Annotated in this window: 17 protein-coding genes; 12 read left to right on the forward strand and 5 right to left on the reverse strand. The window is 39.3% G+C overall.

The features are described 5' to 3' along the window. Positions 1 to 261 precede the first annotated feature (261 nt). A complete protein-coding gene (locus tag BM015_RS00465) occupies positions 262 to 2508 on the forward strand; it encodes a Tex family protein (protein ID WP_090653450.1) in 2247 nt (748 codons plus the stop codon). 29 nt (positions 2509 to 2537) lie between these two features. Here BM015_RS00465 and BM015_RS00470 read toward each other — a convergent pair whose 3' ends face one another. Then, complete coding sequence (locus tag BM015_RS00470) at positions 2538 to 3410, reverse strand: alpha/beta fold hydrolase (protein WP_090653451.1); 873 nt, start codon at positions 3408 to 3410, stop codon at positions 2538 to 2540. A 186-nt stretch (positions 3411 to 3596) separates the two neighbouring features. On the opposite strand from BM015_RS00470, the gene BM015_RS00475 reads away from it, so the two are divergent. The 5 genes from BM015_RS00475 to BM015_RS00495 all read left to right on the forward strand — a co-directional run bounded on the left by BM015_RS00475 (position 3597) and on the right by BM015_RS00495 (position 7690). Beyond that, positions 3597 to 4565 (forward strand): 1-acyl-sn-glycerol-3-phosphate acyltransferase, encoded by a 969-nt coding sequence (locus tag BM015_RS00475; protein WP_090653452.1) that lies wholly within the window; start codon positions 3597 to 3599, stop codon positions 4563 to 4565. Positions 4566 to 4714: 149 nt separating this feature from the next. Then, complete coding sequence (locus BM015_RS00480; protein WP_090653453.1) at positions 4715 to 5356, forward strand: 3-keto-disaccharide hydrolase; 642 nt, start codon at positions 4715 to 4717, stop codon at positions 5354 to 5356. Between the two features lie 126 nt (positions 5357 to 5482). After that, positions 5483 to 6073 (forward strand): TetR/AcrR family transcriptional regulator, encoded by a 591-nt coding sequence (locus BM015_RS00485; RefSeq protein WP_090653454.1) that lies wholly within the window; start codon positions 5483 to 5485, stop codon positions 6071 to 6073. Between the two features lie 10 nt (positions 6074 to 6083). Beyond that, the gene (paaE, locus tag BM015_RS00490; RefSeq protein ID WP_090653455.1) at positions 6084 to 7154 is read left to right on the forward strand and encodes a 1,2-phenylacetyl-CoA epoxidase subunit PaaE; all 1071 of its coding nucleotides are present in this window, start codon (positions 6084 to 6086) and stop codon (positions 7152 to 7154) included. Between the two features lie 95 nt (positions 7155 to 7249). Further along, the gene (locus tag BM015_RS00495) at positions 7250 to 7690 is read left to right on the forward strand and encodes a DUF3592 domain-containing protein (protein WP_090653456.1); all 441 of its coding nucleotides are present in this window, start codon (positions 7250 to 7252) and stop codon (positions 7688 to 7690) included. A 175-nt stretch (positions 7691 to 7865) separates the two neighbouring features. Here the strand turns inward: BM015_RS00495 and BM015_RS00500 are convergent, their stop codons facing one another. Then, positions 7866 to 13412 carry an alpha-2-macroglobulin family protein gene (locus tag BM015_RS00500; RefSeq protein WP_090653457.1) on the reverse strand — a complete coding sequence of 1849 codons (5547 nt, stop codon included), beginning with the start codon at positions 13410 to 13412 and terminating at the stop codon, positions 7866 to 7868. Positions 13413 to 13573: 161 nt separating this feature from the next. On the opposite strand from BM015_RS00500, the gene BM015_RS00505 reads away from it, so the two are divergent. After that, positions 13574 to 13774: a hypothetical protein gene (locus BM015_RS00505; RefSeq protein WP_090653458.1), complete on the forward strand. Its 201-nt coding sequence runs from the start codon at positions 13574 to 13576 to the stop codon at positions 13772 to 13774. A 27-nt stretch (positions 13775 to 13801) separates the two neighbouring features. Here BM015_RS00505 and BM015_RS21310 read toward each other — a convergent pair whose 3' ends face one another. After that, a complete protein-coding gene (locus BM015_RS21310) occupies positions 13802 to 14074 on the reverse strand; it encodes a hypothetical protein (RefSeq protein WP_143075711.1) in 273 nt (90 codons plus the stop codon). Positions 14075 to 14111: 37 nt separating this feature from the next. Here BM015_RS21310 and BM015_RS00510 point away from each other — a divergent pair, with 37 nt between their 5' ends. Beyond that, entirely contained in the window at positions 14112 to 14882 is a 771-nt protein-coding gene (locus BM015_RS00510) for a pentapeptide repeat-containing protein (RefSeq protein WP_090653459.1), read from the forward strand. Between the two features lie 76 nt (positions 14883 to 14958). Here the strand turns inward: BM015_RS00510 and BM015_RS00515 are convergent, their stop codons facing one another. Further along, on the reverse strand, positions 14959 to 16341 hold the full coding sequence (locus BM015_RS00515) for a M16 family metallopeptidase (protein ID WP_090653460.1): 1383 nt from the start codon (positions 16339 to 16341) through the stop codon (positions 14959 to 14961). Between the two features lie 34 nt (positions 16342 to 16375). Beyond that, entirely contained in the window at positions 16376 to 17734 is a 1359-nt protein-coding gene (locus BM015_RS00520; protein ID WP_090653461.1) for a M16 family metallopeptidase, read from the reverse strand. Positions 17735 to 17851: 117 nt separating this feature from the next. Here BM015_RS00520 and BM015_RS00525 point away from each other — a divergent pair, with 117 nt between their 5' ends. The 4 genes from BM015_RS00525 to BM015_RS00540 all read left to right on the forward strand — a co-directional run bounded on the left by BM015_RS00525 (position 17852) and on the right by BM015_RS00540 (position 22579). Further along, entirely contained in the window at positions 17852 to 18478 is a 627-nt protein-coding gene (locus BM015_RS00525; RefSeq protein WP_090653462.1) for a bifunctional 4-hydroxy-2-oxoglutarate aldolase/2-dehydro-3-deoxy-phosphogluconate aldolase, read from the forward strand. A 96-nt stretch (positions 18479 to 18574) separates the two neighbouring features. Further along, complete coding sequence (locus BM015_RS00530) at positions 18575 to 19522, forward strand: 2-dehydro-3-deoxygalactonokinase (RefSeq protein WP_090653463.1); 948 nt, start codon at positions 18575 to 18577, stop codon at positions 19520 to 19522. A 22-nt stretch (positions 19523 to 19544) separates the two neighbouring features. Beyond that, a complete protein-coding gene (locus BM015_RS00535) occupies positions 19545 to 20585 on the forward strand; it encodes an SMP-30/gluconolactonase/LRE family protein (RefSeq protein WP_177191767.1) in 1041 nt (346 codons plus the stop codon). 113 nt (positions 20586 to 20698) lie between these two features. Further along, complete coding sequence (locus BM015_RS00540; RefSeq protein WP_090653465.1) at positions 20699 to 22579, forward strand: M1 family metallopeptidase; 1881 nt, start codon at positions 20699 to 20701, stop codon at positions 22577 to 22579. Positions 22580 to 22674: the final 95 nt, after the last annotated feature.

Below are 22674 nucleotides of genomic sequence, written 5' to 3' on the forward strand. Positions count from 1 at the left end.
TATATATCAAAAAGAAAGTTGAAACACTCAATATTCAATGTTCAATAATCAAAGACCAAATACAAATGCGAAGGCAATTAAAAAAAAAATATAGTATTGAGCAATATCATTTTTTTCTTGACTTTCTCATGTTACATTCTTTGCATAAAGGCAAAAAAAGTAACATAACTTAGTTGGAAAACAATTAGGTTAATTTCTTTATAATTTACATTTTTTCTTTCTCCATTCTCGTCTATATTCGCCGCCCTTAAAAGTTTTGTGATGAAAGAATTCAGTCAACAGATAGCAGCCACATTAAACGTAAAGCCCGGGCAAGTTGAAGCCGTATTAAGTTTATTTGAAGAAGGCGCAACCATACCGTTTATTGCACGGTACAGGAAAGATAAAACCGGCGGATTGGATGAAGTGCAGATTCAAAAGATACAGGACGAAGCCAAAGCCTTAAAAGAATTTACCGAGCGCAAAACATTCATAGAAAAAACCATCACCGAACAGGGCAAGATGACGGATGCCCTTCAGGATAAACTTAATAAAGCAACAACGCTGGCTGAACTGGAAGACATTTACCTTCCTTATAAACCAAAGCGTAAAACAAAAGCGCAAACCGCAAGGGAGAATGGGCTTGAACCGCTGTCTCAGCTTATACTTGAACAGAAAGAAAATGATCTTGCCGCAGAAGCAGCAAAATATATTAATGATAATGTGAAAGACGCTGATGCAGCCTTGCAGGGCGCAAGGGATATTATAGCCGAAACAATTAATGAAGACGATAAAGTGCGTGCTAAAATGCGCAAACTGTTTGAAGATACAGCAACGCTGCAAAGCAAGGTTTTGGAAGATAAGAAAACAGAAGCGGCGAAGTATAAAGACTATTTCGATTTTAGCGAGCCAATTCACAAAGTTCCATCACATAGAATACTCGCTGTGTTGCGCGGTTTTCTCGAAGGCTTTTTAAGAATGAGCATCACACCTGATGAAGAGAAAGCTTTATACTTAATAGAAGATTTGTATATAAAGAATAGTTTAAACAGTTCTGTTGAGCAGGTGAAAAAAGCCATCAAAGATGCATACCGCCGTTTATTGCAGCCAAGCCTTGAATCAGAGTTTCGCACCGCATTAAAAACAAAGGCTGATGAAGAAGCCATTAATGTGTTTGCAGAAAACCTGCGGCAGTTATTGTTAAGCGCACCGCTTGGCAGTAAAAGAATACTGGCGATTGATCCCGGTTACCGCACAGGCTGTAAAGTAGTTTGCCTGGATGAAAAAGGAACATTATTGCATAACGATCTTATTTATGTGCATGAGCCTAACCGTTTAAATGACAGCAGTAATAAAATAAGGTCGCTGGTTGAAAAATATAACATACAGGTATTTGCTATTGGCGATGGCACCGCCGGCCGCGAAACAGAACAATTCATTAAGCAACTCAATTTAAACCTTCCAATATTTTTAGTGAATGAAGATGGCGCTTCTGTTTATTCCGCCAGCGAAACAGCGCGTGAGGAATTTCCGGATTATGATGTAACTGTTCGTGGCGCTGTGAGCATTGGAAGAAGGTTAATGGATCCGCTGGCAGAGCTGGTAAAGATCGATCCCAAAAGCATTGGCGTTGGCCAGTACCAGCACGATGTAAACCAGTTTCGTTTAAAAGAAAAACTTGATGCCACTGTTGTAAGTTGTGTAAATACTGTTGGCGTAAACCTTAATACGGCTTCCAAACATTTGCTGGGTTATGTAAGCGGCATTGGCGGTTCACTTGCGGAAAATATTGTTCAATACAGAAACGAAATCGGGCGTTTTAATAACCGCAACGAATTATTAAAAGTACCGCGCCTTGGCAGCAAAGCATTTGAACAATGTGCTGGTTTTTTGAAAGTGCAAAACGGCAGCAACCCGCTTGATGCAAGCACGGTGCATCCCGAAGCGTATAAAATTGTTGAACACATTGCATCAGATTTAAAAGTGGATGTGCAGTCGCTTATAGGTAATGAGGCTTTGCTTAAACATATTCAGCCTAAAAAATATGCTACGGAAGAAATTGGCGAGCTAACTATTCAGGATATTTTAAAAGAACTTAATAAACCCGGCCTCGATCCGCGCAGTGAACTGGAACAATTTGAATTTGCACAGATTTATAAAATTGAAGATGTGCATACAGGAATGGTAGTACCAGGTGTTGTAACTAATCTTACGCGCTTCGGCGCATTTGTGGATATTGGCGTAAAGCAGGATGGCCTTGTGCATGTGAGCGAGATAGCGCATAAATATATCAGCGACCCTGCTGAGATTTTAAAGCTCAACGATAAGGTAATGGTGAAAGTGCTGGAAGTGGATATTCCACGCAGCCGTATTGCACTCTCCATCAAACAAACGCAGGAAGCACCGCCAAGGCCGCAGCGCCCGCATCAAAATAGCAACCGCTCACAGCATAACCGCAGGCAGGAAGATCTTTCTTCAATGAATGTAAACGATGCATTGGCTGCATTGAAAAAGAAATTTGGGAAATAGGAACGGGCAAAAATTATCCCGTACTGATGTTACTTTAAAAAATTATTTAGGTAGCTCAAAATTGTTGCTGTCTGCATCATCAGGCTCACATGGCTTTGCGCAGGAACAATAGCCAATTGCGATTTTGGCATTGGCTGAAAATCAGCAGCAATGCTACCGCCCAATAATTTATAGGTCTTCGCCAATTCAATTTTATCCATGCCATCATTGTCTCCTGCAATGATTAATACCGGTGCAGCAATTTTCGCAATATTAGAATCACCCAGGTCAAACGGCGTCTTTGCAAAGGCAATCATCTGCTCTATGAAATTTGCCCACTTTGTTGTATCAGGCGCCACTGCATCGTATGCGGTTTTCATAGGAGTATTCAAAAAGAATTCAGGCTTCCATGTTTTAAATGCATCGTTTATTTCAGGCAGCCAGCCGCTGCTTTTATAAACAGAAGAAATGATCACTAATTTTCTTAACCGCTCAGGATTTTGTATGGCAAATGCATAAGCTATAGAACCACCCATGCTATATCCTACCAGGTCAGCGCTGTCAATTTTCAGGTAATCCATTACGCCCTTCACATCACTTGCCAAAGCAGTATGAGATAATGGCGTTTCTGAATACTGTGTATGTCCATGTCCCTGCAATTCAATGGCAATTACCTTCCGGGTTTTTGACAGTTCAGGAATTAATTCGCCCCAGTTCCCGTTAATTGTCATAAAAGCGCCATGCAGTAAAACGATGGGCCTGCCTTCCCCATATATTTCATAATAAACTTTGATGCCATTAACAGGTGCATAGCCGCTGCCGGAAGGCTTGATTTGTTGCCCGTTTGACCGAAATGCTGTAAACAGAACTGTAATCAGCAATATTGATTTAAGGAGGTTATTTGTTTTGTATAAATTTTTCATAATGCTTGTTTGAATTTTATTGATAAGGCAAAACTAAAATTCACTCCGGGATTCGATACGGTGTAACAGCGACAACTTAGGGCATGAATTACGCCAAAAAGGCTTGCCGCACACCCGCCGGCCGGTTATTCAACCTATATAAATTCTTAAATGCAAGCGCCATAATTTGTTGTATTATTACACGTCATGCTGTACAACGTTTTAAAAATATGGGTAAGACTTGCCGCCCATATTTTTTGCCGTAAGATTATCATTAACAACAGAAAGATATTAAAAGAAAAAGGGCCATTATTAATTGCCTGCAATCATCCTAACTCCTTCCTGGATTCTGTAATATTAGATATATTATTTGAGCAGCCTTTATGGTCGCTGGCACGCGGCGATGCATTCATCAGCAAAAAAGTAAGCCGCTTTTTTAAATCGGTGCGCATGCTGCCGGTTTACCGCGCCAGCGAAGGCGTTGAAAACCTTTCCGGGAATTATAAAACTTTTGAAGCATGCCTAAACATTTTCAGGCGAAACGGCCTGGTGCATATTTATAGTGAAGGCAAATGCATTAATGAATGGCATTTACGGCCACTGAAAAAAGGAACGGCGCGGCTTGCCATAAAAGCATGGGAAGAAAATATTCCGCTGAAAGTATTGCCCGCCGGTATTAATTACAGTTCATTCAGAAGGTTTGGCAAAAACGTGTTCATCAACTTTGGTGAAATATTTACAGCAGATATTATTGACTGGAACAGCACAGATGGAACACGCCATTTTTTATTTAATAACATACTGCGTAATCAATTGGAACAACTGGTTTTTGAAATTGATAAAAATGATAAGGCCAAACAGGTTGTTATGCTGCAACAGCAACCATCACAACTCAAAAAAATTATTTTAGCCATCCCTGCCATTGCGGGCCTGCTTATTCATTTGCCGTTGTATATGCCCGCAAAAAATTATGTATTGAAAAGGTTTGCCAACAGCGATCATTACGATTCTGTGCTTATCGGTATCCTGATTTTTACTTACCCGGTTTATTTGTTAATGATTACTTTAATAACTTTTGCTTTTACACAGAGCGCATGGGTTTTTCTTTTACTGCTAATTCTGCCTTTTACCGCATGGAGCTATGTTCAGTTGAAAAAACAAATGGATAAGCAGTAATCCGGGCAATTCATCTTTATTAAACTGAATATGCCATTGCATGCCCCCTTAAATGTTGTGGGAATTTGCAATGCTGACTGACTGTTTAAATAAATTGAACAGCTTCAGCCGTTTATGAATACTTTTAAGGCCCAAAAATTTATAAGCTCATGAAATACTTCCTGAAAAATTGCACAGGCATTTTATTGATTATGTTTTTATTCAACCTGCATGTGCATGCACAAAATGGCTGGGTTTCTTTATTTGATGGCAAATCTTTAGACGGCTGGAAAGTGGGTGATAATGCTTCAACATTCAGCGTTGACAGCGGCAGGATAAAAGTGAATGGTAAAACAGCCCATTTATTTTATGAAGGGCCTGTAAACAACCACAACTTTAAAAATTTTGAGTTTAAAGCAGAGGTGATGACGAGGGCGCACTCCAATTCAGGCATTTATTTTCATACACAATTTCAGCAGGGCGGCTGGCCGGCAAAAGGCTATGAAGTGCAGGTAAATAACTCGCACACAGACTGGCGCAGGACAGGGAGCTTATACGGCATTGATGATGTGAAAGAAGTAATAGCGCCTGATGATGTTTGGTTTACAGAATACATAAAAGTGCAGGGCAAGCACATTACAATAAAAATTAATGATAAAACAGTAGTTGATTATACCGAACCTGACAATATTGAAAAACCGGCAAACGGCATAGGCAGGTTCATTTCAAACGGAACTTTTGCGCTGCAGGGCCACGATCCCGGAAGCACAGTTTACTTTAAAAACATAATGGTAAAGCCACTTGCCGATTAAGTGGTGCATTGCCATTCTTTTATAATTTTACTAAAGCACTACTGAAGATTAATATTTATTTAAGCTGAGGTAGTGCTTTTAATTTTATAGAAGTTATTATTTAAAATATTAAAAATAAATTTGCGCATGGCAAGAATAAGAACTGCAAAAGATGTATCACGTAAAGAAGTGATATTAAAAGCTGCGGCTGCGCTTTTTCATGCAAAAGGATATAAAGCAGCCAGCATGCGCGACCTTGCCGAAATGGTGGGCGTTGAAGCAGCAAGTTTATACAACCATATACGTTCTAAAACAGAATTGCTGCACGATATATGTTTTAATGTGGCCAACGTTTTTTGGGAGCATTTGAATAAGGTTGAACTCTCCGATGCCAGGCCCATTGAAAAGCTTGAAACGCTGCTGCGTTTTCACATAAAACAAATGATTGAAAACTTCCAGGAAGTTTATATAAGCGACAGGGAATGGCGTTACCTTATCGACCCTTATCTTTCAAATTATCAAAACCAGCGCCGCACTTACCGCAAGCGTTTTGCCGCCATTATTGAGCAGGGCATTGAAAACGGTGAGATCAATAAGATAGATGCATCCACAGCGGTGCTTATAGTTTTGCATGCTGTGAGCGGCATTGAAAGCTGGCACCGCAGTAAAATAAAAGTAAGCGGTGAAGAACTGGAAGAAAACATGATCACCATTTTAATAGATGGTTTAAAAAAATAACGGGGCATGCATGTCAACACATTTTGAGAAGCTGCTTGTAAAAGAAGTGCGGCGTGAAACAGAAGATTGTGTTTCGGTTTTACTGGAAATTCCTCAAAACCTGCACGAAAAATTTGCCTACCAGCCCGGCCAGCATATAACACTGCGAACCTTTATTAACAATGAAGAAATAAGAAGGTCTTATTCACTTTGCAGTTCGCCTTTGCATAAAGAATGGCGCATTGCTGTGAAAAAAGTTGACGGCGGCATTTTTTCTGAATTTGCCAACAGCATTTTGAAAGCCGGTGATACCATTGAACTAATGCCGCCAATGGGGCATTTTATTTTACCGGAAACAAACGATGCAAAACACTATGTATGCTTTGCTGCAGGCAGCGGCATTACACCTGTTCTATCCATTATTAAAACAGGGCTGGCGCAGCAGCCGCATAGCCATTTCACTTTGATTTATGGCAACCGTACAAGGCAATCTATTATTTTTAAAGAAGAGGTTGAAGCGCTGAAAAACAGGTTTATGAGCCGTTTCCAGCTTATACATATTTTAAGCCGTGAACATACAGAAGCGCCATTAAATGAAGGCAGGATTGATATTTCAAAATGTGAACAGATATTCAGCAGTGTTGCTTCCTTAAAAGCAGGTGCCTTTTTTATTTGCGGGCCGGAAGCAATGATATTTTCTATAAAAGACTGGCTGCTGTCAAAAGGCATTGATGAAAAGAAAGTTTATTTTGAATTGTTCAATACAACGCCTGTTAATACAACAAAAAAGAACCAGCCGGAAAAGTTTGAAGAAGAAAATATAGCACACATTACCATGCAGCTTGATGGCATTAGTTCCGGCTTTGATGTTGCATATAATGGCATGAGTATTTTAGATGCTGCATTGCAGCAAGGTACAGATTTGCCCTATTCCTGTAAAGGTGGTGTTTGCACCACCTGCAAGGCAAAATTGGTAAAAGGCGAGGTTGAGATGGATGTAAATTATGGCCTCGTGCCGGAAGAAGTGGAACAGGGTTTTATCCTCACCTGCCAAAGCCATCCCCGAACGAAGGAAGTGATAATTGATTTTGATGTAAAGTAATGTTATGCTGATGGTGAGTTGTTAGTTTGTGAGTGCTCACGATTAACCTGACTGTATAAAATATCAACCCATTAAATTCGCGTAAAATTCATCGCTTGATTAAATCTATCATTCCGTTTTATATTATTTGCGTTGGTTTATATATTTTATTCAGCCGCAAACCAGATTACCAGGATGGTGAGATAACAACAGGCAATATTCATTATATAACCGACAGCACTAATAAAAAAGTCCCAAAAGCTGTATTCAGTATTGGCAAAGATGAATACGTGGTTAATGCCGGTTATGTTTTCCGTAATTTGAAAGAAGGCCAGGCGGTGCAGGTAATTTATGAAACTTCCGATCCTTCCAAAGCGGCTGTATATAGTTGGTGGGGATACTGGCTGCAATGGGATGAATTGCTCGGTTCTATATTAATCCCTGTTGTTTTTTTATTTATAGCAAAAGAAATTACAGCACGCCCAACAGCAGAAGCCTTGTTGGAAGAAATGGAAATGCGCAAGCCGAGAAAGAGAAAAAATGATGATGATGTCTGAACCTGGATTTGGAAAGATTGCTTAAAGCCCGATATTCAATTTCGTTATTTCAGCAAGAATATTCAATAATCAATGTTCAATTTGCACCAGTTTCACAATTGAGCATTGATTATTGTATTGTTGAATATTGAATATTTTTCTTTGAGTAAACAACTTTGCTTACAATTAATACTCATCACTCCACCACTTTCACCCATTTGCCTTTTTCGCCGCCGCTTATGGCATGATCATACATAGCTTCGCAATAAATGCCCGGCCAGTAATACTTACCAAGATAAGCCGCATTTAACTGCACATAATAAACCTTTGTTTCGTAAGGCTTCAAATCGAAGTAATAATAAACGCGGTCATCGCGAATGTCCATATAATCACTTGGTGATGATTGAAAACTTCCTTCGCTGTTATACAACCTTGTATTTAATATTTCCCATCCGCCCGGGAATATTTCGCTCAGCGCAAGATTACTGTATGCATCTCTTTTACCCGGATTGGTAACCACAACCTTCGCAACAAAATCAGTTCCCTGCTTTACAGAATCAATATTAACAGCAGTATTATTCATGCTTACAAAGCTCACATTCACTTTTAAAATATCCGGGTTGTTGGTTACGGAAATATTTTCACCACTTATCGGCTTGCCTTCATTAATAACTCTTACAAACAAAACATTATTGCCCTTGTTTTGCAATTGAATATCAGCTTTTCCGTTCTGCCATTGCAATGTATTTTGAGCAATTACAGATGATGAGTTGATATTGATAGTTTGATTACCTGATTTACCATTTGCAATTATTTTTTGACCTGAAGTATTGCTGCCTGCATATTCAGCAATTGCAATTAAGCTGTATGCAGTTGTTTGTGTGCTGTACCAATAATCCTGCGATAGCTTTGAAGCAACTGTTTTCACCAATTGGTTAGCTTCCGCATTGCGTTTCATCAACACCAATGTTTCCAACACCATAGCCTGGTCGCGCAGATCGCTGCCATACGTATAACCCGGATTTTTTCTTTCAGGAAATGAAGTGGGCAAACCGCTTATTAATTGCAACGCCACCTTTGTTTGACCAACCAACTGATAAGCGGCTGCTAATCTCCACTTACCTTCAGGCGTTAAAAACTTCCATTCCTTTAAACGGTTCATGGCGCCCAATTCAGGCGAGCCTGCTAATGCTAATAAATATAATCTGTATGATTGCATTAAATCAGTTCCATACCATGGCGCTGAAGTTACATTCCATGCAAGCGCTTTGCTGCGTTCATATTGCTTCCATTGCTGCAACATACTTTGCGAAATATTATATCCTTTTGATTGCGCAACCAATAAAAAATGGCCTGCATAATTACTGCCCCATTCATCGCTGCTGCTGCCGTTTGGCCAGTAGCTGAAACCGCCATCACCCTGCTGAAAATTATTATAACGCTGTAAAACCACTTTTATATTCCGGTCAACTTCTGCCTTTTGTTTATCGCTTAAATCCATTAACTGGTTTAATACCAGTTGAGGAAAAACAGCCGATGTTGTTTGTTCAATGCAGCCATGCGGATACATGATTAAATAGGTCAATCTTTTTTGCAGGTCCATTGCGGGGATACTTGATATTTCCAGCGTGGCTTTACTGCTTTGCGCATCGCCAATCATTGCCACGGCTGAATTCCAGCTTTTACCCGGTTGCAATGTTGTTTCCGTAACCTGTGTTGTATAAGGATTGGGATTTCTTACATCAATCTCGGTTTGATATGCTGATTGTTCGCTGCCGCTTGCAGCAACAATTTTAATATCGCCGATGCCTGTTGTGTTATTCACCTTAGCGGTAAAATAAGCCTGCTGCTCTCCGGGTTTATCAAAGCTGATTGTTTGATTGCCGGTTGCTGTTATATAGGGGTTTGACTGAATGCTTAATGAAACATTTTTGATATTGCTGTTCGTTGCAAAAACCGTAACAGGAATTTTCACTTCTTCGCCCGGGCCAAGAACTCTCGGCAGCGTTGGCAATATCATCAATGGTTTCTTTACAGTAACATCTTTATCAGCATAACCATACGCATCATCGCCCGCTGCAATTACCATAGCCCGCACACTGCCCATATAAGAGGGCAAAACAAAACTGTGCGTTTTGCTTCCGCCTTTTAAAGTGAACGGCCCCATAAATTCAACAACAGGTTTAAAGCGATTAGCCCGTCTTGTATTGCTCGCAATCTCTGCTTCTGCATCGCCGCCAATGGTAAGTATGCGCTGAATTTGTGAACCAAATGCACCAATCACATCATCATATAAATCCCAGCTCTTTACACCTAATGCTTCACGTGCATAAAATGCATCATGCGGGTTGGGCGTTTTAAAATGAGTGAGATCAAGTAAACCATCATCCACCAATGCAATTACGTACGTCATTTTTTTATTGGACGTTTCTGAAACAGTGATGGTATTTTTTACTTCAGGCCGGATAACATCAGCCATTTTAATAACAGGTTTTAAAATCGTATTCTTATCATCAATCATAATGGGCAGAACGCCATACATTCTTATCGGCAGATCATTCACCGTTTGTGCATGCGGTTGAATCAAACTCACATTCACATATACATTCGGGCTGTATGCTGCATCCGCTTTGAAAGAAAATTTTGTTTGCCCCTGTTCTGTATTTACCCAATATGTTTTTAAAACTTTGCTGCCGCTTTCAATGCTTATTAATGCACGCCCGCCTTTGCCGGAAGGAATGGTTAAATTCACATCATCGCCCACATTATATTTTTCTTTATCTGAAGTGAAGGAAAGCATAGCTGCCGCAGACGGATCGCTGCCACCGGCGCGGGTTTGCCAGCTATAATCATCAACAAAAAATGTGCTGCCGGTTATATGGCCGCTACGCATATCTTTCACTAAAATCAAATAACGGCCCCATTCATCTTCATCCATTTTAATATCGTAAAAGCCTTTGCCATTGGTTAACTGAACCGTATCTTTTTTAATAAATTTATTGTATTCATTCTGCGTGAAATTGGATAGGTCATCATCTTCATCCCACCACCAGCGCCATTGAATTCTATACAATTGAATTTGCACAGAAGAATTGCCCTGTAAAAATTTTCCTTTTGTATCCACATCAACAATATTGAAACGATGTGATTGGCCTGATTGCAAAAAACCCCAGGTTTTATCACCTTCAGGCACCTGCACGCCAACATAAGATGAATATGGATTAAAAGACATGGAGAAATTATCAATGCTGAAATTGCCGCCTGGTTCAAACACTTTTACCACAAGGTTTGTAAGCAGTTGACCCGGTGCATCATCACCTGCTTCAAATGTTGGATTAACAGCCGCTGTTCCATCAGAGCTTAATGTTCCATCATAAATGGTTTTGGATTGTGATGTAAAATTTGATGTTGGATTGTCAAACACATAATTATCCAGCTTGGGAAATTTTGTTTTCTTTTTATATAACTGCGCATCAACCCTTGCTTTTAAATTTTGAGCCGTTGCACCGAACAACCATTTTGCAGTAAGTGTACCGTTGATGGTTGTATTTTTTCCAAGTGCAGTTACATTGCCAAAATCAAGATTGATTTTTAAACGGTTTGGCATTACGGTTTCAATCTTCAGTTTCTTTTCAAATATTGCACCGCCGGCTTTCACCCTGCATATCCAATTTCCCGTTGGCGCATCCACATCTGTTACTGTTCTGAAAACGTTGAAACCATCAGCAGCATTGGTTTGCACCAGCCTTTTATATAATTGCCCGCGTGGTGATATCATTTCCATTTCCAAAGGATAATCATCCGGCAGCGGATTATTTTTATCATTGATGATACAACTCAAAAATAAACTATCGCCGGGCCGCCAAACGCCGCGTTCACCAAATATGTAACCTTTAATTCCATTCTTTACTTCATCGCCGCCAACATCAAAACGGCTTAGCGGCAAACTGCTGCCATCATCCAATTTTAAATAACCTGACTGGCTGCCTTGCTTTGCAATCAATAAATAAGGCTTACGTTTTAATTCAATCATGGCCAAACCATCAGCATCGCTGTTTGCTTTGGCAATAACCTGCTGCTGGTAATCGAGCACCTGCAGTTCAACACCTTTCATCGGTTCTGTTGAGATAAGGTCATTCACTGCAACAAACAAATTTTTATTGGTTGAATACTTTGCAGTTAAACCAATATTGCTCGCTAAAATATTTCTTGTGGCAAATTTTTCTTTGCTATAGTAAGAACTGAAACAGGGGTTATTTCTTTGTCGCCAATTATAACCATAAGGATAATAATTATCGTAACGGCTCCAGAAATCTTCATTATCATCCAGCGCATATTCGTTGCTTGCATTATAATAACCCCATTCATCATCTTCATCTTTTTGCAGGCTGTCGCATGTATATAAAGAATAATCGGGGCGAAAGCCAATTGTAACGCGGTAAATAGCGCCAGGCTCTGTGCGTATGAATTTATCAAGATCAAGAGAAAATGCATTTTTATGATGAAGGTTGAGTGATTTGTCATCATCCAGTCGTACGGTTGCTTCTTTAACCGGGTTGCCCACACGGCGCAAGTCCTGTTCGCCATTCATGTCGTTTACCTGTAAGAACTGCGCAATGTTGTTTTCATAAATTTTAATAATGGAAACATCAACTGCTTTTAAATTAACGGCTTCAAACGGCAGCACCAGTTTGCCGGTACTGTTGGGCAGAATATTTCCCTTGCCTTTAATGGTTACATGCGGCAACCGGTTTTCAAAAAATACGTTGGATGAATAATTCTTCTGCAGTTTATCGCCACTTATATTTTCAATACCGGGCAAAACATTTACAGTGTGGTTACCATCCAGGTCATCATTTACATACACTTTTACTTCGCTGCCTAAAATTGTATAAGCGGGATTTTCAACATTGTTAATTGTTATCAAACCATTCAAATCCTGGCCGGCAGAAATAGGATCGCTAAACTGCACCAATGCATATTGTTCATCTTCTTCCGAAGCACGCACATTCAATAATTTAAAATCACCAAGAGCAGGTATATCAATTTCCTTATCGCCTTGTTGTTTGCTGTTAATGGCATCGCCTTTCCATTGCAATAATAGTTTTTGTGCATTGTTTGTGCGCGAAATATCATTAAGCGCAAATTGATGTTCTTTTGCAGATTCATTATGTTGCCAGGTAACAGGTATTGTCTTACCTGCAATTGAAGCCGTTAACAATTTTTCAATATTGGCCGAAGTTTCCACATCGGCAGTTAAAATTTTTCCCGATAAGTTCATCGAAGTTTTATTGTTGCTGCGAAGCCCGTATTCATTTACTTCAAATGATGGTTTTACAACCTGCACATTAAATTTAAAATCATCAAACTTCGAGGGCACTTTTATTACATTACCCAACTTAAAATTCACTTCGTATAACTGGTCGGGAGCGAGATCATTGCCGGGTTTAAATTCTATGGTGCGGGCATCAATCCAGTAGGCTTTTCCATCAACCGAAGGTGAAAAAGAAAACAGGTTTCCTTTCACTTCTTCATTTAACGTGTGTGTTGTTGATACATCGGAAGCCAGTTGTATCCTGATAGCGTTTTTCTTTGAAATAACGCCCGAAGTATAAGCATCAATGTATTGGCTGAAAGCAGGATCAACGTCTATAAGCTTTGGCGTTGTTTTGCACGCGGAGAGAACAATCGTTATCCATAAAATAATATAACCAACATTTGTTACCGAAATTATTTTTTTCATACTGCAGGTTTAAGTAACATGTTATGTGATAGCTGTAATAACTTAATCTAAATTAAAAGAAGCAGTGTAATAACAAAAAGAAAATGTTTGTTAGCCCTTGCAATGTTTGCACTGAGGGTGCAGGTTATTTTAAGTAAATTGCGTGTTTAAAGCCTTGGCAAATGAATAACCCAAATAACATTCAGGCAGAAGTAAACCAGGTTAATGAAGATGAGCCTGTATATAATGGGTTTATAAACAAATCTGAAGGTGAGAAATTGCGGGATGATATGATGCGTTCACCAATTGAAAAACTACAACTCTTTACTAAAATGCTCAAAAGGGAAGCATTGTTTAAAAAGGCTGTAATCTTAAATAAATAGCTGATGGATGTGCTTGACGAGGAACTTTTACGCTTCTGGAAAGCGCTTAATAAAAACAATGTTCTTTATATCATGGTTGATGTGAAGGAAAGGAATTATGACGCCTTCTAAATCAGCGCGAACAGCCATTGCATAACAGTTAACCGCCCTAAAGACCAGGTTGATGTAATTTATCTCGAAAAAATCAAAAAGACACTTGAAGAAAAATGCTACCGGCAACAATCCGGAAGACACATCTGAATAATCAACTCCTGCCGCTGAAATACTGATAATGCCGCATCTCCATAAGCCTTTCTGCATTTATATTTAAAAATCTATTTTTCAAGAAAAAAATAAAATGAGAACTATTATTTCAGCCTTGTTACTGTTGGTAATTCCGGCAATAAGCTTTGCCCAGAAAACAGTAAGTGCAGCATCGGTAATTGAAAGCATTAACAATAATCAGCCTGTATTAATAAACGATGCAGAAATAACAGGCACGCTTGATTTTACAAGCCTCAATAATAAAAGGCTTGAAAGAAGCAATTCAAACGATAAAACATATATCAGCACGGTTAATGTTCCGGTTACTTTCAGCAATTGTAAATTCATGGGCAAAGTGCTGGGCTATTACAATCCTGATAATGGTAAATCTTTTATAAACAACAGCACTGTAAATAATGCCAACTTTAATGCAGATGTAAATTTTGAAAACTGCAGTTTTGAGGACGATGTTTCTTTTAAATATTCTGTATTCAGTAATAAAATATCTTTTTCGGGCAGCCGGTTTAATGAAGAAGCTGAATTTAAATACACCAGCTTTAAAAAAGGGCCCGTTTTTAAATCGGTATTATTTAAAGATGAAGCCGTTTTTAAGTATGTTGATTTCCCTTCAAATTTTGATTTCAGCAATGCCGTTTTTGAAGGTGATGCAGACTTTAAATACGCACAGTTTAAACACTCAGGCAGTTTTGCAGGTGCATCATTTAAAGACGACACGGATTTTAAATATGCAGCTTTTGTAAGCGCTGTTAATTTAAAAGGCGCAAACTTTTCCGGCTCAAACGATTTTAAATATACTACGCTTGATAACCGTCAAACAAATATGCATGAGCTTGTAAATAAGTAATCTTCATTAATTCATTTATAAAATAAAAAGGGTAAGCAAATTGCTTACCCTTTTTGTATTCAATAACAATATAATCTTAATTATTTCCTGCTTTAGATTGCTGTTCTTTAATGGAAGTTTCATCGCCTACCATAACAATCGCCATTTTATCTGTTGGCAAATATTTCTTCGTAAGATCAGAAACCTGCTGTGGTGTTACGGCATAAATGTTTTTAACACGGTTGGTTAAATAACTGTCGTCAAGGCCATAGATGTCAAGAAAATTCAACTGGCTTATAATGCCCGTTGGTGTTGAGTTTTGCAACACAAATATTCCTGCGTTATACCGTTGAATGCCACCAAGCTCATCTGCAGATGGCGCTTCTGTTTGCAGGCGCACAACTTCTTTTTTTATTTCAGTAATAGCATCAATGGTATGTTCGCTGGTTATATCTGCTGCCTCATACCAAACCGCGCCGGAAGGATGAGATGATATAGAACTGGACGGTGAATATGTATATCCTTTATTCTCCCTGATGTTACTTGTGATTCTTGAAGCAAAAGAACCGCCAAGCAAAGAATTCATTATTGTCAATGGCAGATAATCAGGGTTCTTTGGATTGATCACCGGCAAGCCAATGATCACCGTTGTTTGCGGCGCACCCTTGCGGTCAATAACACTTACACCCGCCGCAGCATTCGGGCTTATAGAAGGGTAAGAAGGTTCCGGACCCGCTTTCCATTTGCTGAAGCTTGCAGTGGCAGCTTTTGCAGTGGCAGCTTCGTCAAATTTCCCGGCAACATACAGCACAGAGCGCTTTGCACCGAGGTTATCGTTAAAAAACTTCTTAACGTCATCAATGGTATAGCTATCCAGCATTGTTTCTGTTGGATACAATGTTCCATAAGGCGTATCACCCCACATTACATTAAAGAATTTTTCCTGTGCAATAGACTGCGGTACACTTTTATTTAATGCAAGCTGGCGTTTTAAATCAGCCCTTAAACGGTCAATTTCACTTGCAGGCAGCAAGGGATTAATAGCAACATCGGCAATCAGCTTTACCAATTCCGGCGCATATTCAGATAAGGCAGAACCATAAATTGTAAATTGATCAGAGCCAACGCTCACACCAACCTGGCCACCCATGCCGGCAGCTTTTTTAGCAAGCGCTGTAGCGCTGAGCGAAGTTGTGCCTTCATTCATTAACCTTCCTAATAAATCTGAAAGCCAAACCTGGTTTGAGGCTTCCTGCACATTACCTGTTTTAATAATAAGGTTTACATATACTTTTGGCAAAGTGCCATACTCAACCATCGTAGTGCGCATGCCATTGGGTAATGTGTTTTGCTTCTTGGAAGGCAATACAAAATCTTTAGGAGTGCCACCTTCCGGCGGTGCCTGCTTTTGCGCTTTTGCTGTAAATGCAACGCTGCATAAGAGCGTTGCGGATAACATATATAATGTAATTTTTTTCATCTCTTATTTTTTTAAGCTAATGATGGGTTCATGTTTATTTACCGGCTTTCGGATCAACAATTAAAATAGTCCTGTTGGTGGAACGCAGGTATTCCTGTGCTGTTTTCTTTATTAATTCAGGCGTAACTTTTTTAAATTCTTCTTCCAGCGTATTGATGCGGCCCGGATTGTCATCAAACAAAGCGAATGATGCCAGCAGGTCAACCTTGCCAAGGCCAAACTGCCCGCCCAAAGCATCATATAAATCAGAACGCATTTTAATCAATGCAAGGTTAAGGTCGGCCTGTGTAACTTTTGAAACATCGCTTACTGCTTTATCAAACTGCGCAACAATTGAATCTGCATTTACCGTTGAATCATAAATACAATCAGCCATCCAAAACATGGGGCCGTTATAGTTAAACATATTCCCGAGATAATTTATGCCACCGCTTATGTTTGAAGTATAACCTTTATCCTGCACGAGGTATTGATACAGCTTGCTGTCTTTACCCTGCAGCAGTATCTGGTCAATCAATCCCATTGCATAATATTCCGGCGTATTCCTGTCGGGCATTTTATAAGCAACGGCAATAGCAGGTTTACTGGCAAGTTTATCTTCTTTTACAAAACGTTGTTCCTGTTCCTGCCTTGGTTCGCTTATGTCAGGTTTTGGAGGTAATGTGGCAGATGGAATAGCAGCAAAATACTGGTCTATCCACTTCTTTGCTTCAGCAGGTTCAAAGTCGCCCACCACAACTATTACAGCATTGTCAGGTGCGTAATATGTTTTAAAAAAGCTTTGAACATCATCAAGGTTAGCTGAATCAAGGTCTTTCAGGTCGCCATAAAAATTATGTGCATTATACCAGTTTTTGTTGGCATACTGCGGCATATCAAGCCAGGGAAAACCGCCGTAAGGCTGGTTAAGCACATTCACTTTCACTTCATTCTTCACAACACCCTGCTGATTGGTTAAATTATCCTGCGTAATAGCAAGGCCTCTCATGCGGTCAGCTTCTGCCCATAAACCGGTTTCAAGTTTATGTGCAGGCAACACTTCAAAATAATTGGTAAAATCAAAACGGGTTGAGCCATTTAGTATGCCACCGTTTTGCTGCACCAGTTTTATAAATTCCATCTTGCCAAGATTTTGCGACCCCTGGAACATCATATGCTCAAACAAATGCGCAAACCCTGTACGGTCTTTTGGTTCAATGCGAAAACCAATGTTATAATAAACGCCAATGTCAACAATGGGCGCTGTTTTATCGGGCGATAAAACAACCTTTAAACCATTTTTCAGTTTATAATATTCAACCGGCACCTTTAACTGTTGCGCCATTAACCGGGTACACCATGCTGATAACAACAGCACTACCAGCAAAGCTTTAAAATGATAATTTTTTTTCATGAAATGAATTTTACAAAGCGCCTAATATAAGCGTTTATACTTATCCGGGAAGTAAATATGGATATTCGGTAAAAGTTTTTGATGTGCAGCAGTGCCTGATAACTTTATCTTTATGGCATGACAAGTTTATCGCAAATATTTGAACATAAAATTGTAGCCATTTTACGCGGCATGCCACCAGCAGAAATAACAAACATTGCAAATGCTTTATATGATGGCGGTATCCGCCTGCTGGAAATTACTTTAAATTCAGATGATGCCTTGCCCGCCATTGAACAGCTGAACCATCAATTCAAAAACAAAATGCTTATTGGTGCAGGCACCGTAATTGATGAAACGGATGCAAAAAATGCTATTGCTGCAGGCGCTGCATTTCTTATTTCGCCATCGCTTGATATGCAGGTAATTAAAGCAGCAAAAGATGCAGGCATCGTAAGTATTCCCGGCGCATTTACGCCAACAGAAATTGTGGCTGCACATAAAAACGGCGCGGATATCATTAAAATATTTCCCTGCCTTAATGCGGATTATGTGAAGAATATATTAGCGCCGCTTAATTTTATAAAGGTTATGCCAACCGGCGGTATTGATGCATCAAATATTCAAACATTTGCAGAAGCCGGCGCCGTGGCTTTTGGTATTGGAAGCGCATTGGTGAGCAGCAAAGCAACAGTTAATAAAACATATCTTGAAACGATAACTACAAAAGCAAAACAATTGGTTACAGCGTTGCAGGCAATTTAGCTGCTGTTGCGTCGCAACCCCTTCTGACCGGTGTCAGCCGGGCAGGGCTTGTACAATTGATACATTATTCAGCAATAAATCAGGTTCAAAACAAATATGCAAACCTTCTTAAGCTGCGATTGGGGAACAAGTTCATTCCGGCTGCGTTTAATTGATGCAGCAGCAAAAACAGTATTGGCTGAAACGCTTACACAGCAAGGCATTTCGGCCACTCATGAGGCGTGGAAGAAGGAACAAAATATCAGCAGGTTTTCATTTTACAGCCGTTATATAAAAGAACGAATACCGGTGCTGGAACAGCAAATAAATACATCGCTTAATAATGTGCCGCTAATAATTGCCGGCATGGCATCATCTGCCATCGGCATGAAAGAATTGCCTTACAAAAAAATTCCGTTTGTTATTCAACCACAAAATTTATTGGCTGATGTTATTGAACCAACTCCTTCTTTTCAGCATACAACAATATTAATTTCCGGCGCCTGTTCACCAACAGATGTAATGCGCGGCGAAGAAACAATACTCGCAGGCTGCGCTATAAATTCATCATTCAACAAACAATTATTCATATTACCGGGCACGCATTCAAAACATGTTTTAACTGGAAATAATATACTTACGGAAATTAAAACCTATATGACCGGCGAGTTGTTTCAACTGCTGTCAACGAAAAGCATTTTATCAAATTCGGTAGAAAAAGATAATACAGGTATTGAAACTAACGATGCTTTTTTAAAAGGCATACACGATGCTACGGCATCATCTTTATTAAACAACATTTTTCATGTTCGCATCAACGCATTGTTTAATGCAATGAACAAAAAAGAAAACTATCATTATTTAAGCGGCCTGCTTATAGGCGAAGAATTAAAACAGGTTTTAAGGGAAGATATTGATGCTGTAACCATTGTTTCTTCTGGGAATTTATTACAATTATATCATACAGCCCTGTCATTTTTAAATAAAAATTTAAGGGTTTTAACAGAAGATGCTGACAAGGCATTAATAAATGCGCAAACCGTTTTATTTAATCATTATCAATAAATTTAAAATTGAAATAGCCATTATGAAAAGATTTATACCTGCATTGCTGCTATACATATTAATAAGTTCATGCGGTGAAAACACACATCAGTCACCGGCGCAAAAATCAGATACAGCAATTGGTAAAATTGAAATATATGATGCGGCTGCATTGCAGGCAATTGACAGCAACGCAGCAATTGAAATTATAGCCAAAGGTTATACCTGGAGCGAAGGCCCGGTTTGGGTGCCAGCCAAACAAATACTGTTATTTTCCGATGTAATTGAGAATAAAATTTACCAATGGAAAGAAGGCGATACAGCCAAATTATATTTAACACCTTCAGGTTACACAGGTGCTGTAAAACGCATTGGCGGAGAGGATGGTTCCAATGGCTTAACATTAGATAAAAATGGCAACCTGTTGTTATGCCAATCCGGCAACAGGCAGGTTGTAAAATTAAATTCAGGCTTGGATGCGCCGCAGCCTGAATTTACAGTGCTTGCATCCAGCTATAATGGCAAAAAATTCAACAGCCCGAACGATCTTGTTACAGACAGCGATAACAATATTTATTTTACCGACCCGGTTTATGGTTTGCCGCAGCGTGACAAAGATTCAACAAGAGAATTAGATATTGAAGGCGTGTATAAAATAACGGCTGATGGCAAATTATCGTTATTAATTGATTCTATTAAAAAGCCTAATGGCATTGCATTATCCAACGATGAAAAAACTTTATACATTGCCAGCAGTGATGATGAACATCCAAAATGGTATGCTTACGATCTTGATGAAGACGGCAACCTCAAAAACGGTCATATTTTACTGGATGCAACTGTAATGAAAGCAAACGCAACTGTTAAGCAAGGCGCCGATGGTTTTAAAGTTGATAAGCATGGAAATATTTTTAGCGCCGGGCCGGATGGCATTAATATTATTTCCCCCGAAGGAAAATTGATTGGTTTAATTAAAGTGTATAACAGGCCAACTTCCAATTGTGCTTTTAATGAAACAAAAGATATTTTGTTTATAACAGCCGATGATGTAGTGATAAAGATAAAGCTGCACAACCAGGGATGACAACCTTTGAAAGATTGTTATCCCTCAGTTCACATTCATGCTCTTTTGTCCTTCGGTGAGACCGCTATTGCAGGCCGGCCGGGCTGTTTACCAAAATCTACAACCAAAATTATATGATAAAAAAAGCCATTCTTACAACTGTTATTTATTGTCTTGCTTTATTTCAGCTACATGCACAAATAAGTTTGCCTGTTGCCAGGAATATACAGGCTGCTTTTGATAAAAATACAAGAAATACAAGCGGCCAGCCAGGTGAAAAATACTGGCAAAACACAGCTTCGTATGATATCAGCATCAATGTTAATCCTGCAACAAGATTAATAAGCGGTACCGTTGATATTGATTATATAAACAACAGCCCCGACACGCTTAATAAAATTGTATTTAAGCTTTACACTGATTTTTATAAAGCCGGCGCTATGCGCGGTTATCCCGTGGAAGAACAGGATGTAAGCAAGGGCATGGCTATTGAAAAAATAGCTGTGAACAATCAGCAGTTTGATCCAACAAAAATTGTTATACAAGGCACTAATATGATAGTGCCTGCAACGTTATTGCCATTGCAAACAATACATTTCAGCATTCAATATTCTTATACGCTTAATAAAACTTCGCATATAAGAACAGGTGAAGTGGAAGAAGGCGCTTATTTTATTGCCTATAGTTTTCCGCGCATAACCGTGTATGATGATGTGGATGGATGGAACATGAGCCAATACACCGGCACTTATGAATTCTATAACGACTTCTGCAACTTTAATGCTGCCATCACTGTTCCAAACAGCTTTGCAGTTTGGGCAACAGGCGATCTCATTAATTGCGATGAAGTATATAGCAGTAAAGTTTGCCAGCGCCTGAAAAGCGCAGAGAACAATAATGAATATATAACCATAATCGACAGCACAGACCTTGCTTCAAAAAGCTTTACAAACAATAATGCAGTAAACACTTTTCGCTTTAATGCAAAGCATGTTACGGATTTTGTTTTTGCCATAAGCGATCATTATATATGGAAAGCCTCAAGCCTTATTGTGGATTCAGCAACCGGGCGCAGAACACGTGTTGATGCAGTATATAACCCATTGCATACAGATTATGCTGATGTTATAAAAGAAGCAAGAAGCACGGTTGAATACATGAGTTTTCGTTTTCCAAAATGGCCATATCCCTATAATCATGAAACTATTTTTGACGGCCTTGATAAAATGGAATACCCGATGATGGTGAATGACATTCCGCAACATGGCGCGGTGGAAAGTTTTTCGCTCACCAGCCATGAAATATTTCATACCATGTTTCCTTTTTATATGGGTATTAATGAAACAAAATACGGATGGATGGATGAAGGCTGGGCCACGCTTGCAGAATGGCTTTTTACGCCTATGTACCTGCCCGGCAGGGTTGACAGTTTTGCCGTAGCAGATTATGAAGCCGTTGCAGGCAACGAAATAGATTTGCCCGTAATTACGCCAAGCACACAAATGCAGGGCATTTATTTTGAGCATGAATCGGCGTTTTCCATTAATTCTTATCCAAAACCTGGCTTAGGTTATTTATATATAAAAGATATGCTGGGTGATGAAATATTTTTTAAGGCCCTTCATCATTATATAAAAACATGGAATGGCAAACATCCGCTGCCATACGATTTTTTTAATTGCATGAATGAAGGAGCAGGCATAAACATGAATTGGTTTTGGAAGATATGGTTCTTTGATAAAGGTTATCCCGACCTTGCCATTGCGGAAGTGAAACCGGCGAAGAAACAGGTTGTTATATTATCCAAAGGCAATAAACCAACACCTGTTGACCTTACTATTTATTTTGAGAATGGCGCTACCGAAAAAATACATAAAACAATAGACGCCTGGAAAAACGGTAATAAAACGGTTATCCTCAGCTATACCAACGCCTCACCCGTTTCCAGGATAGAATTAGGCGATTTTTTTGACGTTGATGTTGACAAGAGAAACAATGTATGGTTGAATAAATAGAAAACCGGGTTAAGCGGCAAGCTACAGAAGCCTTAACGTTAAATGATGATTGCATTTCGCTTTCAACAACCTTAAAGCCTTTTAAAAACTTTAAT

The sequence above is a fragment of the Parafilimonas terrae genome (assembly GCF_900115755.1).
Classification (GTDB): Bacteria; Bacteroidota; Bacteroidia; order Chitinophagales; family Chitinophagaceae; genus Parafilimonas; species Parafilimonas terrae.